Below are 13429 nucleotides of genomic sequence, written 5' to 3'. Positions count from 1 at the left end.
GCGGCCTTCATACGTGAGAGTGGATCTACTCTTAGCGGAAGAGCGAGAGGATGACTTCCGACGAGGAGTTGGCGATCGACAGCGACTGGATGGCCAGCTGCTGCTGCGTCTGAAGAGCCTTCAGGCGGGTCGACTCTTCGTTCAGGTCGGCGTCAACCAGGCGGCCGATGCCGGAGTCGATCGATTCGCTGAGCTTGGAGACGAACTCCGACTGGAGGTCGATGCGCATCGCGATCGAGCCGAGGTCGGCAGCCGAACTGGTCATCAGTTCCAGAGCATCGTCGACGTACTGGATCATGAAGTCGAGAGCAGCGGCTTCCTGTTCTGCGGCCGTGCCCGTGGGGTTCAGAAGTGCGCCGGCAGCAGCAAGATTGGTGATGTCAAGGTCAGAGACCGAGAAGCCAAGGTCAGCACCCTGCAGAGCGGCAGGCAGCGTTACGTTGGCTTCATCGACGTCGTAGTTCACGCCGTTGATGTCGAGGCCAACAAGGTCATCCGTCGCGTTGCCAAGGTTCGCCTTGACCCAGACATCCTTGCCTTCTTCCAGCTGAATGTAGGTGTCGGTACCTACCGTTGCGACACGGCCACTGACCGATGCACCGGTGACGCTGAGGATAGCATCCTTGGTCAGGCCAGTGACATTCGCAGTCACGGTTACCTGGTCTTCAGCATAGTAGTAGGTGTCGGCGCCGTCGGTGAAGGTGGCACCCGTCGTCTGGTATGCCGTTTCAGACTTGGCGATCAGATCCGCGTCGGCAACAGCATCCAGTGCAACGACGCGAGCCCAGAGTTCCTTGCCGTTGGCGTCGGTCTGAATAGCGCCCGTGTTGTCGTACTTACGGATGTAGGTCTCACCACCAACGGTGAAGGTGGCCATGTAGTCCGTGCCGGCACCGTCGATGTTCATGCCTGTGGCGTTATAGGTCGCGCCTTCAGCGATCAGGTCGTCAGCTGTCTTCGTGGAGATGACTTCCTTGATGACCTTGACTTCGGTTAGCGCAGCCGTAGACGTGCCGTTCGTAGCAACCTTATCAAGGATGCCTGCCTTGTCAGCTGCGGCGCTATCGAAGAGCACGGTCGTGCCGTCGAGGGTGTAGTTCACCTTCTTGACGGAGACGAGGCCGCTGTCGTTGCGAACGAAAGAAGCGACGACATCCTTGGTGATCGCGCCGCCGGACAGATCTGCCTGCAGCCAGTTTTCGCCGGAGAAGGAGGCGGACTGTGTAATACCCTTCAGCTGATCCTGGAGCTGAGTGATTTCTTCCTGGACCTTTGCCTTGTCGACGCCATCTTCGGTGGCGGCAACGAGCTTGGCCTTGATTTCCTTCACAACTTCGATGGCCGATTCCATACCGGCATAGGCGGTATCAACCTTCGCGGCGCCGAGGCCGAGAGCGTCCTGGACGGCCGACAGAGCCATGTTGTCCGAACGCATCGTCGTTGCGATGGACCAGTAGGCTGCGTTGTCCGATGCGCCGCCAACGCGGAGACCCGAGGAAACGCGGGCTTGGGTTTCTTCCATGCTGGACCCGATCGAACGCAGGGTCTGGAGAGCGGACATGGCCGCAGTGTTTGTCAGAATGCTAGTCATACGTGTAGTGCCCCTTGAATGGCTGATAAAGAAGGGACATTCCGGTCTCACCGGTAACGGCGCACAGCTTCATGCTTGCTAACCTGTTAATATTCAAGGTTAACTCACCGTCTCGATGACGCTAGCTAATGCTGGTTTGGTTAATGAAGCGCTAAGCAGCCCACGAAAAAACGGCAGCCATGAACTTTTAGTATGCAGCTTCCGCGTGTGCGCGCGCGTAGCAGGCGAAGCTTAAAAAAAGATAAAGCCGCACCTGCTGCCAGGTGCGGCTTTTCAGTCTCGATGGGTCGATCTTAACGGAAGAGCGACAGGACGTTCTGCGATGCAGAGTTGGCGATCGACAGCGACTGAATGGCCAGCTGTTGCTGCGTCTGCAGAGCCTTGAGGCGAGTCGATTCTTCGTTCAGGTCAGCGTCGACCAGGCGGCCAACGCCTGCATCGATCGATTCGCTGAGCTTGGAGACGAACTCCGACTGGAGGTCGATGCGCATCGAAATCGAACCCAGGTTCGCCGCAGCACTCGTCATGTTGTTGAGTGCGGTATCGACGTATTGGATCATGAAGTCGAGTGCGACAGCTTCTTCCTGACCGGCAGCGGCACCAAGTGCCGTCCCGATCGTGTCAAGGTCTGCCAGATCGAAATCGGAGACCGAGAAGCCGAGATCAGCACCCTGCAGAGCAGCAGGCAGCGTCGTGTTGGCTTCATCGACGTCATAGTTCACGCCGTTGATCGAGATGCCAACCAGTTCGTCCGTTGCGTTACCAACATCAGCCTTGACCCACAGGTCCTTGCCTTCTTCAAGCTGAATGTAGGTTTCGCCAGCAACGTCAGCAACACGACCGCTGACCGAAGCACCGGTGACGCTGAGGATGGCGTCCTTGGTCAGTCCGGTTACCTTCTTCGTCTCGGTTACCTGGTCTTCAGCATAGTAGTAGGTGTCGGCGCCGTCGGTGAAGGTGGCACCCGTCGTCTGGTATGCCGTTTCAGACTTGGCGATCAGATCCGCGTCGGCAACAGCATCCAGTGCAACGACGCGAGCCCAGAGTTCCTTGCCGTTGGCGTCGGTCTGAATAGCGCCCGTGTTGTCGTACTTACGGATGTAGGTCTCACCACCAACGGTGAAGGTGGCCATGTAGTCCGTGCCGGCACCGTCGATGTTCATGCCTGTGGCGTTATAGGTCGCGCCTTCAGCGATCAGGTCGTCAGCTGTCTTCGTGGAGATGACTTCCTTGACGATCTTGACTTCCGTCAGGTTGGCCGAAGCCGTGCCCGAGGTCGCGTTCTTGTCCAGGATGCCGGCCTTGTCAGCTGCAGCCGTGTCGAACAGAACGGTGCTGCTGCTGAGGTCATAGCCGACCTTCTTGACAGAGACGAGGCCGCTGTCGTTGCGAACGAAGGAGGCAACCACGTCCTTGGTCACAGTGCCGCCGGACAGGTCAGCCTGCAGCCAGTTTTGGCCCGAGAAGGAAGCCGATTGAGAAATGCCCTTCAGCTGATCCTGGAGCTGAGTGATTTCTTCCTGGATCTTCGCCTTGTCGACGCCGTCTTCGGTGGCGGCAACGAGCTTGGCCTTGATTTCCTTTACGACTTCGATGGCGGAGTTCATACCGGCGTAGGCGGTATCAACCTTGGCAGCGCCGAGGCCGAGGGCGTCCTGGACGGAGGAAAGAGCCATGTTGTCCGAACGCATCGTCGTTGCGATGGACCAGTAGGCTGCGTTGTCCGATGCGCCGCCGACGCGAAGACCCGAGGAAACGCGGGCCTGGGTTTCGTCCATCTGCCCGCTGATTGAACGCAGGGTCGAGAGAGCCGACATAGCGGCAGTGTTGGTGAGAATGCTCGTCATAACTTGCTTGTCCCTTTGACAAAATACTAGGTGGGGGACATACCGGTTGGGTTTCCCCTCCGGTCACGACAGCCCGGCGTCATGCCACTCGGTGCCGCATCTTTGGCTACCAAACCCGTCGTGTGAGGCAAACTCGCACGCCAATTCTTGCCAAGTTCTTTAAATCGAGGAACGCGATTCCAAGCGCTCCAGCTATGGTAAATGAAGGTTTAAAGGTGGCCTTCTGAGGGGTCAGCTGAACGATCGCACAAGGCTGCCGACGAGCAGGTTCCAGCCGTCGATCAGGACGAAGAACAGGATCTTGAACGGCAGCGAGATCGAGGTCGGCGGCAGCATCATCATGCCCATCGCCATGGTGATGGCGGCGACGACCATGTCGATCACAAGGAACGGCAGGATGATCAGGAAGCCGATCTCGAACCCGCGACGGATTTCCGACAGCATGAAGGCCGGGATCAGCACGCGGTAATCGATGGCCTCCGCCGTGCCGACGCTCTGCCCCCGCTCGCGGGCGAGATCGACGAAGAGCGCGAGGTCCTTGTCGCGCGTATTGACGCTCATGAACGCGCGGAAGGGTTCGGCAATACGCTGTACCGCCTCCGCTTCTTCAATCTGGTTGGCCAACAGCGGCTCCACCCCCTCGTTCCAGGCGCGATCGAAGGTCGGGGCCATGACGTAGAACGTCATGAACAGGGCCATGGAAATGAGCACAAGATTGGAAGGCGCTGTTCCAAGGCCCATGCCCGAGCGGAGAATGGAAAAGGCGATAACGAAGCGCGGAAAGCTCGTCACCATGATCAGGATGCCCGGCGCAACCGAGAGAACTGTGAGCAGGCCGAAGGTTCGGATGATCCACGCTGCAGCGGAACCGTCGACGGGAAGATTCAAGAGATCCGCCGGCGATTGCTGTGCGAATGCCAGTTCGGGGGTCGCAAGGACCGCAATAAAAAGGAAGATCAGCCGAATCATGCGGACACGAAGGTTCTGGACATCGACCTTCGATCTCACCCTTGCAGGTGGCGGTCAACAGCGGCGGCAGACCATCCCCTGTTATCCGCAGGCTTGGATGCAGGTTACTCGATCACCATGGTACGGAACATCACACTCGACACCTTGCCTTGCGCGCGCATGTTCACACGCTCCTGGATATCGTCTCTCAGATACTGGAAGCCGCGCGGTCCCTCGATCTGCTGCAACGAGACCGTGCGCATGTAGGCAAGGATATCCTGATGGATCTCCTCAGCAAGGGAGAGCTCTGCCGGTCCTTTGAACGCCAGTGCCACTTCGAGCCGGACCCAATTTTCCGAAGGATAGGCGAGGTTCGTCGTGATCGGATCGAGGAGAACAACGCCGTTGGCCTCGGTGGAGATCTTCGGAATTCCCTCGCTTTTGCCTTCTTCGTCCGTGCTCGCGTGTCCAGCGGGTGTCGCATGCTCGTCCAACGGTGTAGCCGGCGCGATCATGCTTCCCAAGAACCAGCCGCCTCCGCCGCCGATCAGAGTCAACGCGGCAACGCCTGCAATAAGCATCAACGGCGACTTCTTTTTCGACCCGCCCTCGGCGCCTTGAGTTTCGTCCATTGCTTATCCTGCCTCGATCTTCAGGAGCGATCAGAAGGGGGAGTAGAGGTCTACGACCTGCTGCCCGATCGGCGGCTGCTGTACCTCTGTCAGACGGCCACGTCCGCCGTAGGATATGCGCGCTTCCGCGATGCGCTCATAGGAGATCGTATTGTAGGCGTCGACGTCCTGAGGCCGGACGATACCGGCGACGTTCAGGATACGGATCTCGTGGTTGACCCGCACTTCCTGCGATCCGCTGATCAACAGGTTGCCGTTTTCAAGGATACCGGTCACCACCGCCGCGACGAGCAGCTTCAGCTTCTCGGAGCGCTCCGTTGATCCCTTCCCTTGCGAACTGGAGCTGGAGTCGGTACCGAGATCGCCGCTGGTACCGGTATCCGTGCTGAAGCCGAGGAAGTTGGAGACTTGCGCACCCCACTGCAGATTGGTGCCGTTGGTGCGGCTACGCTCCGTCTCGTTGTCGAAAGACGCCTGGTCGTTGATGCGAATGTCGACGGTCAGGATATCGCCGACATTCAAGGCGCGCGCATCCTTGAACAGGGCGGCCTGCGAGTCACTCCACAGCGAGTATCCATTGGAGAGTTGGCGCGGCTGCTTCGGGTAGGACGCCATCTGTGGCGCGGAAGCATACTGCAGACCGCTGCCGATCGGGCTCATCGACGGCGCATTGCCGATTTCCTTGATCGTCTGGCTCTGGCATCCCGTCAGCAGGAGAACGGCCGCAAGGGTGGTGAGGCGCTTCGTCATGTTGGTTCTTTCGAAGTATTGGGATCGGAAGCGCTTGCGATGATCGTGGCGATCATGCCCGCCTTCTGGGGGTCCATTTCACTGAGAACGAGCCCCGATTGACGGGCCGGCAGCTTCATGATGATGGCTGCGGCAATCTCTAGGTTCATTTCTTCCAGCTGAGGAGCGGCTGCGTCCGCCTTCATGGTCTTGAAAATATCCACGAGACCGGCCTCCGCGCGTTGCAGGAAGTCGTTTCGGCGCTGGAGCCAGTCCTGGTATTCGGTCTTCCGGCCTTCCAGAACCGCGATGCGCTCGTCCACATCCGCCTGCAGCTTTTCCAGTTCCTGCTTCTGCAGCAGGTAACGCTGATCGCGTGCCGCATCTGCAATATTGGTGCAGAATTGCTGGATCTCGCTTTCCGGTGAGGCTGCCGAAACAGACGCGGGCTCCTGCGCGCCTACCTGAGGTACGAGCATGACCACGGCAGCCAGCGCAATCGCTTGGCGCACCATTCGCCTCGAGAGCGTGATCGTCAATTGAGACGTCGGAAGGGTCATTGCAGCACGAGCTCCGCTTGCAGGGCGCCAGCCGACTTGATCCCTTGCAGGATCGCGATAATCCCGTCTGGCTTGACGCCGATGTTGTTCAAGCCGGCCACCAGGGTACGAAGATCCGGCCCGTCGAGAATGGCGACAGGTCCACCCTCCTTCATCGCCATGATGTCGGTTTCAGGCTGCACAGCGGTTACGCCACGGGAGAAGGGCTCCGGCTGGACGATCTGCGGCGTCTCAGTCACCTGTACCGTCAACGTGCCATAGCTGACAGCCACCCGGGATACGCGGACATCGGCCCCAATGACAATTGTGCCTGTCCGTTCGTTGACAACAACCTTCGCAGGCGTGTCCGTCTCAACGATCAGGTTCTCGACCTCGGCCATTAGCCGTGTGAGGTCGGCGACCTTCGGCTTCTGGATGACCACCTCCTGGGAGTCACGAGCCTCAGCGATCGGCCCGCCGTAACGTCGACCGGCGAAGGCGTTGACCGCATCCGCCATTCGTACTGCGGTGGAGAAATCCGGGTTGCGCAGTTGAAGGACCAGGTTGACCGCATCCTTGAAGTGAGACGGCAGTTCGCGTTCGATGATCGCCCCGTTTGGGACGCGACCGGACGTTGTCACGCCTTCCGTCAATGTTGCTGCCTCGCCCTGGGCGGAAAACCCGGAGACAATGACGGCACCTTGTGCCACGGCATAGATCTGACCGTCTGCACCAGTCAGTGACGTCATCACGAGCGTACCGCCTCGCAGGGATGTCGCATCGCCAAGCGAGCTGACGCTGACATCGATTCGGCTTCCGGGGCTGGCAAACGGGGGGAGGTTTGCCGTCACCATGACCGCGGCCAGGTTCTTGGCATTGGACTGGCCGCCCTGGGTCGATATCCCGAGGTTCTGAAGCATCGCCCGCATCGATTGATCGGTGAAGGGTGAACTGCGCAGGCTGTCGCCAGATCCCTGCAGGCCGACCACAAGCCCGTAACCGATGAGCTGGTTGTCACGGCCGGCCTGGAGCGACGCGATGTCCTTTACCCTGGCGGCGTCGGCCTTGGCCGGCAAAGAGTCGACTGCCAAGAAGCTTAACGCAGAGATGGCAAAAGCAAATGCGAAACGGAGGGTTCTCATCGCGCCATCACCTGTACGGTTCCATCTGCCATCACCGTGCCGCTGACGATGACACCCGAGTCGGTATTGCGAACGCGGATGACGTCACCCACAGCAGCGTCCTGCAGCGGCGTACCGCCCGCAGAAATCTGCATGCTGCCGATGCTGAAGGAGAGCCTAACGGCGGAGCCGCGCTTGACGGCGTAAGGGGGCCGCAGGGCAGACAGCAGGATCGTACGCCCCGGAAGCAGCGTCCGATTGCTGACCATGCCGGTGACCTCTTCCACGCTCCGCGCGTATTCGCCTGCCAACTTTGGGTTGGTTACCTCGACCTCTTCGACGACACCCGCTGAGATCTCTTCGCCCGGATAGATGATCTGCTTGGGAATGACCGCCGTGCCCATATCCGCGAAGGCCGGAGCAGCACTCGCGGCAATCAGTACGCCGAGAATGCAGCAGGTGGTTTTGATCTTCCTGATCCGGCGAAACATCATGTCTGCCTCCTGTCGACTACTTGAGGTTCTTGCTGACGATCGAAGCCATTTCGTCTGCCGTGGTGATGACCTTGGAGTTCATCTCGTAGGCGCGCTGCGCAGAGATCAGGTTTGTGATCTCCTTGACCGCATCCACGTTCGATGCTTCGAGGTAGCCCTGCTTGATGTAGCCGAAGCCCGGATCCTCAGGGACAGCGACGATAGGCTCACCGGACGCTGGCGTTTGTGCAAAAAGGTTGTCACCCAAGGGCTGCAGACCTGCCTCGTTGACAAAGTTGGCGACCGTCAACTGACCGATGTTCTGGAATTCCGCCTCATTGCCGACGCGAACGCTGACCTGTCCCGTACGGCTGATCACGGTTTCGCTGACATCAGGTGGAAAGACGATGTTTGGGACGACGGTATATCCGTCGATCGTCACCAACTGGCCTTCTGCATTCGTATTGAAAGCGCCGGCGCGGGTATACATGGTGGTGCCATCCGGCGCCTCAATCTGAAACCAGCCGCGACCGATCAGTGCCAGATCAAGACCATTTTCGGTATGGGTCAGTTCACCCTGGGTGTGGATGTTGCGGACTGCCGCCGTTTGCACCCCAAGGCCGATGTTGGCGCCTTCCGGAACGATCGCCTGGTTGGCACGGTTGGGCACGCCCTGCGCCCGTTCCGTCTGGTAAAGAAGATCGGAGAATTCGGCACGGGCCCGCTTGTAACCGGTCGTGTTGATGTTGGCGATGTTATTAGCGATGACCTCGAGATTGGTCTGCTGGGCATCCATGCCCGTCGCTGCAACGGCTAGCGCTCTCATAATCTAATCTCCGGTCTCGTTAGATCGACATCTTGGTGACTTCGAGGTAGGCGTTCACGATCTTGTCGCGGAGTGCGATGGCCGTGTTCAACGTCTGCTGAGCCTGAATGACGGCGTCTACGACCTCACGGGTAGTGGCCGTGCCTTGAATGGCTTCGAAGGACTTCGCTTCGGCAAACTTCAGGCTGTTGACCGAGTCCGTCGCGACCCCGCCGAGCACGCTGGCGAAGTTGAGGCCGGTGTTTTCACCGGGTGAAACTGCCGCTTGTGTGTTGGAGCCGCTTTCGAGGAGCGAACCCAGGCCGCGCGTTGAGGAGAGCGAGCTTACCTTAGTGATGTTGTCGATCATTGTCCGCCCTTCAGAAGGTCGATGGTCGCAGCGACGAGTTCGCGCGTCTGTTTGATGGTTTGCAGATTGGCGTCATAGGTGCGGTTGGCTTCCCGCATGTCTGCCATTTCGATCAGCATGTTGACGTTCGGAAGCTTCACCATGCCGCGCTCGTCTGCCGCGGGATGGTTAGGATCATGCTCTTCGATGAAGTCCGAGGCGTCCGTACCCAGCTTCTGCACCTTGACGACTTCGATCCCTGCTGCGCGATCCATCTCCGCGCCGAAGGTAATCGTCTTGCGACGATAGGGATCGGCACCGGGCGTGTCGCCGGTCGAGCGCGCGTTGGCGATATTTTCCGATACGATACGCAGGCGGGTTGCCTGAGCTTCGAGGCCTGAGCCTGCGATCTTGGAAGCGGCTGAAAGCGGATCCATTTGCTTACCTTCTTACCGTCATGAGCATCATGCTATGAAAGGACTTCACGAGGCTCGTGCTGAGCTCGTACTGCTTCTTGATTTCGCCGGTCTTGGCGAGTTCGTCGGCGAGCGCTACCGTGTTGCCGGACTCCTGGATGCCGATTTCATCTGCAAGATCGGTCTCCTTCACGGCGATGTCTCGACTGAGCTCGCTGGCTGCCAGATGTCCAGGATGGGTGCGCGCCAACTGAGCCTGGGTATCGCTCAAAACCGCATCGAACGGCGAAACGTCCTTTGCCCGGTATTTCGGTGTGTTGGCATTGGCAATGTTGGTGGCCACGACTTCCTGGCGGACCGAAAGCCATTCAGCCTGGCGAGACGCGAGCGCGAACAGTTGAATCGGTTGCATAGGTTTCTCCATCGTTTGTCTGGAGACTATGCAGGTAATCTTGCGTGGGACTTACGGACGCGCCACCGCGCCATCATCATAGATTTCACCTGAAGATGTTATGATGACCCACTTGCCGTCGCGTTGCTCGATTGTGGCAAGCTTACTGTTGTCGGGCAGGATCGAACCGACACGCACTATGTACATCCCGGAGCCATCCTCGATTAGAGCGCGACCGTTGGAGACGTGAAGCAGCCGGAAGTTTCCCTTCCCCGGAAAGGACTGGTCCAGAAATGCGCTGCCGTTAGCGTGGGCATCCCCTAACGAAGAAACTGTAGCCGTGGTCAGGCTGTCTGCAGGAGGCGGCAGTTTCTCGTCCTCCGTCCGATCAGTCATCGCGAGCGGCGAGACGCTCATCACGTTCCGGGGCGGTCGCGGCGGAAGGTCGCGCATGTGTTCGAACCCACTGGTGCGGATGCCAAACTTGTCCTGGTTGAGAAAAACGTACCAAGGAAAGAACGCGGAAGCGGCAGCAAGCAGGATACCGGCGCCCATCAGGATCCGATCCCCCATGCGCGGCGCGTTCTGGCGCGTCGGTGCCTCGCCCCCCTTCGATGCGCCAGCTTTCCGCATTGCCAAGCTTCCTTTCGTTCTCATCTGCGCGCGGGTGCCTGATTTGCCGCATTGCGAAGTGCCGTGGCGAGGTCTGCGTAAGCATCCGGCGACGGTTGCTCGCCCGGCGTCTGCTTCAGGACGTCGTAGATCAACGGGACCTGTTTGATGGCCATGTCGAGTTCGGGATCCATACCCGCGCGATAGCCGCCGATTAGTCGAAGATCACGGGTTTCTTCATACCGGTGGATAAGCGCCTTCAACCGGGAAACGAGTGTTTCCTGATCTTGCGTCCAAGCCTTTCGAGCGAGACGGGAGATCGAAGCGAGAGGATTGATGGGAGGGTAACGCCCCTCCTCTGCCAAGCTTCGATCGAGCACCAGATGCCCATCCAGGATGCCTCGCGTGGAGTCGGCAATTGGATCATTGTGGTTGTCGCCATCAACGAGAATGGAGATGATCGCCGTTATCGTTCCAGCACCCTCGACTCCAGGGCCAGCTCTTTCGAGCAGCCTCGGGAGTTCCGTGAACACCGACGCTGGGAAGCCTCGCGCGATCGGCGGCTCACCGGAGGCGACGGCCACTTCACGGATCGCATGGGCGAAGCGGGTGATGCTGTCGGCGATGAAAAGGACGTTGTCGCCTTGATCGCGAAAGTGTTCGGCTATGGTGATGGCCACGAGCGGTGCCATCTTGCGCAGCATCGGGCTTTCGTCACTGGTTGCAACAACGGCAATGGACTTTGCCATGTTGTCTCCAAGCGTGTCCTCAATGAATTCGCGAACTTCGCGGCCACGCTCGCCGACCAGGGCAATCACCACCTTGTCGAATGCGTCCGCGCGAGCCAGCATCGAAAGCAGGGTTGATTTGCCGACACCTGAGCCAGCGAAGACGCCGAGACGCTGGCCGAGGCAAAGCGGCGAAAAGATGTCTACCGCCCGCACGCCGGTCTTGAAACCCGTCTCGACGCGGCTCCGCGTCATCGACGGGGGAGCCGTGCTCGATATCGAACGCCTTCCGCGACCGGCCACAAGGGGACCACGCCCATCTATCGGCTCGCCCAGCGCGTTGATGGTACGCCCGCACCAGCTTTCGTGGGGGGCGACCCGAAATGCGCCCTTCCGGATCACGGTATCGCCGATGCCGATGGGTTCACCCGGCTCGATCGGACAGACATACACGACATCCGGTTCCACACGCACCACCTCGCCCAGATGGATGCCGGTCGTGCTGCGGTGGGCAACAAACTCGCCAAGGCGGACGTGTTTCGAGAGACCTGCAACGGTGTAATGTCCCGCAGCAATTGTTCTGACGCGCCCGCCGTGGGCAACCGAAAATGCGGGATTGGCATACCGCTCCGTAATGTCGGCAAGCTGGGCCAGCTTACCGCCGGAAACTGCCTGCAGGATAGATGCCTGTTCCAACATCTTGTCAGCCTTTAGCGACCACTGCCGAGGGTTTTGATCGCCTCGTCAAAGCTGGCCTCAGTGTCGCGCATTAGGGACGAAATGCCCTCGAACGCACGGTTGACTTGGATGAGCTGCGTCATCTCGCTGATGCCGTTGACATTGGAGCCTTCGACATAGCCCTGCATCACGGCAACATTGAAGTTATCGACAACAGGCTGAGGGTTCTCGGTCGGGATGACACCGCTGTTGTCTGCACGCAGAAAGCCCTTGGTAAGATCAGCGGTAAAGAGTCCAAGCGTGCCTACAGGCACTCCGTCCTGCATGATCCGTCCATCGGCACCGACTGTAGGTGGACCTCCATTGCGATTGAGTTGGATAGGCGCACCGCCGGCGTCCAGCACAGGATAGCCCTTCAGCGAGACCAGTTGTCCAGTCTCCAGCATGGTGAAGCGACCGTCGCGGGTGAGTACTTGGCCCGCAGGCGTCTCGATCGCGAACCAGGCATCGCCCTTGATGGCGAAGTCCAAAGCGCTCTCGGTGTTTTGCAGTTGTCCGTTTCGCGTCGAGAGATAGTCATTGCCCTGGCTAACGAAGGCAACCTTCGCGTTCAGCTCATTGCGGGTGTGGCTCATGACCTCGTCGAACTTGACCTCCGTGGCGCGATAGCCGGCGGTATTCATGTTTGCCATGTTGTCGGCGATCGTGTTCAGGCGCCGTTCCAACGCGATCTGCGACGAGATGCCGACGTAGAGTCCGGATTGCATATCATCTGCCTCCGAGTTTCAGTGCATTGATTGAAATAAGAAGATCGGTAGAAATCCCGTTCGTCGAAGGGGAGAAGAGCGGCGTTACGGTGTCCGGGGTCGACGCATTTTCCATCTCCCAAAGAGTGGAAAAGCGTTCCAGGAACTTGTGGACCTTCGAACGATCCTGAAAGTCGGTGATGTCGATGGATTGCTCGATCAATGCAGCCTGTCGGTCCACATCAAGTGCTGCCATTTCATCCGGCATCTGGAGCACCGTGCGGACGACCTCCGCCAAAGCATCATCAGCCAGTATCTCCATGCCGGACTTGATCGCCGGTGCCATGCGCTCAAAATAGAGCGCGAGCCGCACGCCGGGGTTTTCCACCCCAGCTTCTTCTTCCAGCGTCTGGCGCTGATATTTCTCGACGACAGCTTTCTGTGCTTTATCGAAAGAAGTGGCTGCAGCGCCGAAAGCTTCGAAGTTGAAGGTCTCAGCCAAGGCGGCATAGCGGCTGTCGGAAAGCTTGCGGGCGAAAGCATCAGGATTGGAGGTGCCCTCGGTCAGGACCTTGCGCACGAAGGCCTTCGCGTAGGCCATATCCTCAAGTCCGTGAGCCTTCAGCGCATAGTTGTAAATACGGCTGTCGGCCATGAAATCATCGATAGATTTAATCTTCCCGATGTTTTCCAGATAGTAGGCGCTCTCACGGGCGACGTCCGGCTTTTCGGCGACACGAGCAAGCGAACCGGGCAGATCCCGGCTGATTATGGTGTAGCTGGTATAGGTGGTGATCACGCCCTTGCCTCACTTGATCCTGAGT

The 13429-nt window shown here is 59.0% G+C and carries 16 protein-coding genes; all 16 read right to left on the bottom strand.

The window, feature by feature from the left end; translation table 11 throughout:
* Positions 1-31 precede the first annotated feature (31 nt).
* The 16 genes from LXM96_RS11860 to LXM96_RS11785 all read right to left on the bottom strand — a co-directional run bounded on the left by LXM96_RS11860 (position 32) and on the right by LXM96_RS11785 (position 13404).
* Complete coding sequence (locus tag LXM96_RS11860; protein ID WP_239998708.1) at positions 32-1591, bottom strand: flagellin N-terminal helical domain-containing protein; 1560 nt, start codon at positions 1589-1591, stop codon at positions 32-34.
* A 293-nt stretch (positions 1592-1884) separates the two neighbouring features.
* Entirely contained in the window at positions 1885-3438 is a 1554-nt protein-coding gene (locus LXM96_RS11855) for a flagellin N-terminal helical domain-containing protein (RefSeq protein WP_239998707.1), read from the bottom strand.
* 231 nt (positions 3439-3669) lie between these two features.
* Positions 3670-4407, bottom strand: coding sequence for a flagellar type III secretion system pore protein FliP (gene fliP, locus LXM96_RS11850; RefSeq protein ID WP_239998706.1), 738 nt, complete (start codon positions 4405-4407; stop codon positions 3670-3672).
* A 104-nt stretch (positions 4408-4511) separates the two neighbouring features.
* Positions 4512-5018: a flagellar basal body-associated FliL family protein gene (locus tag LXM96_RS11845; RefSeq protein ID WP_239998705.1), complete on the bottom strand. Its 507-nt coding sequence runs from the start codon at positions 5016-5018 to the stop codon at positions 4512-4514.
* Between the two features lie 30 nt (positions 5019-5048).
* Positions 5049-5768, bottom strand: a complete 720-nt coding sequence (gene flgH / locus LXM96_RS11840) for a flagellar basal body L-ring protein FlgH (protein WP_239998704.1) — start codon at positions 5766-5768, stop codon at positions 5049-5051.
* Positions 5765-6262, bottom strand: coding sequence for a MotE family protein (locus LXM96_RS11835; RefSeq protein ID WP_239998908.1), 498 nt, complete (start codon positions 6260-6262; stop codon positions 5765-5767). The genes flgH and LXM96_RS11835 overlap by 4 nt, the downstream gene beginning before the upstream one ends.
* Before the next feature lie 41 nt (positions 6263-6303).
* Complete coding sequence (locus tag LXM96_RS11830; protein WP_239998703.1) at positions 6304-7428, bottom strand: flagellar basal body P-ring protein FlgI; 1125 nt, start codon at positions 7426-7428, stop codon at positions 6304-6306.
* Positions 7425-7901, bottom strand: a complete 477-nt coding sequence (gene flgA / locus LXM96_RS11825; protein WP_239998702.1) for a flagellar basal body P-ring formation chaperone FlgA — start codon at positions 7899-7901, stop codon at positions 7425-7427. Before flgA ends, LXM96_RS11830 begins: the two co-directional genes overlap by 4 nt.
* A 16-nt stretch (positions 7902-7917) precedes the next feature.
* Positions 7918-8706, bottom strand: a complete 789-nt coding sequence (gene flgG, locus LXM96_RS11820; protein WP_239998701.1) for a flagellar basal-body rod protein FlgG — start codon at positions 8704-8706, stop codon at positions 7918-7920.
* 19 nt (positions 8707-8725) lie between these two features.
* Positions 8726-9055 carry a flagellar hook-basal body complex protein FliE gene (locus LXM96_RS11815; RefSeq protein ID WP_239998700.1) on the bottom strand — a complete coding sequence of 110 codons (330 nt, stop codon included), beginning with the start codon at positions 9053-9055 and terminating at the stop codon, positions 8726-8728.
* Positions 9052-9471 carry a flagellar basal body rod protein FlgC gene (gene flgC / locus LXM96_RS11810; protein WP_239998699.1) on the bottom strand — a complete coding sequence of 140 codons (420 nt, stop codon included), beginning with the start codon at positions 9469-9471 and terminating at the stop codon, positions 9052-9054. The genes LXM96_RS11815 and flgC overlap by 4 nt, the downstream gene beginning before the upstream one ends.
* A 4-nt stretch (positions 9472-9475) precedes the next feature.
* Positions 9476-9862: a flagellar basal body rod protein FlgB gene (gene flgB, locus LXM96_RS11805; RefSeq protein WP_239998698.1), complete on the bottom strand. Its 387-nt coding sequence runs from the start codon at positions 9860-9862 to the stop codon at positions 9476-9478.
* Positions 9863-9913: 51 nt separating this feature from the next.
* Positions 9914-10414 (bottom strand): flagellar protein, encoded by a 501-nt coding sequence (locus tag LXM96_RS11800; RefSeq protein ID WP_239998907.1) that lies wholly within the window; start codon positions 10412-10414, stop codon positions 9914-9916.
* An 80-nt stretch (positions 10415-10494) separates the two neighbouring features.
* Entirely contained in the window at positions 10495-11880 is a 1386-nt protein-coding gene (gene fliI, locus LXM96_RS11795) for a flagellar protein export ATPase FliI (protein WP_239998697.1), read from the bottom strand.
* An 11-nt stretch (positions 11881-11891) separates the two neighbouring features.
* Positions 11892-12626, bottom strand: a complete 735-nt coding sequence (flgF, locus tag LXM96_RS11790) for a flagellar basal-body rod protein FlgF (protein WP_239998696.1) — start codon at positions 12624-12626, stop codon at positions 11892-11894.
* Between the two features lies 1 nt (position 12627).
* Entirely contained in the window at positions 12628-13404 is a 777-nt protein-coding gene (locus LXM96_RS11785) for a DUF1217 domain-containing protein (protein ID WP_239998695.1), read from the bottom strand.
* Positions 13405-13429 lie beyond the last annotated feature (25 nt).

This window comes from Rhizobium halophilum (assembly GCF_021648825.1).
Classification (GTDB): Bacteria; Pseudomonadota; Alphaproteobacteria; order Rhizobiales; family Rhizobiaceae; genus Neorhizobium; species Neorhizobium halophilum.
The sequence above is the reverse complement of the archived record's forward strand: the minus strand, read 5'-3'. Positions and strand labels throughout refer to the sequence as shown.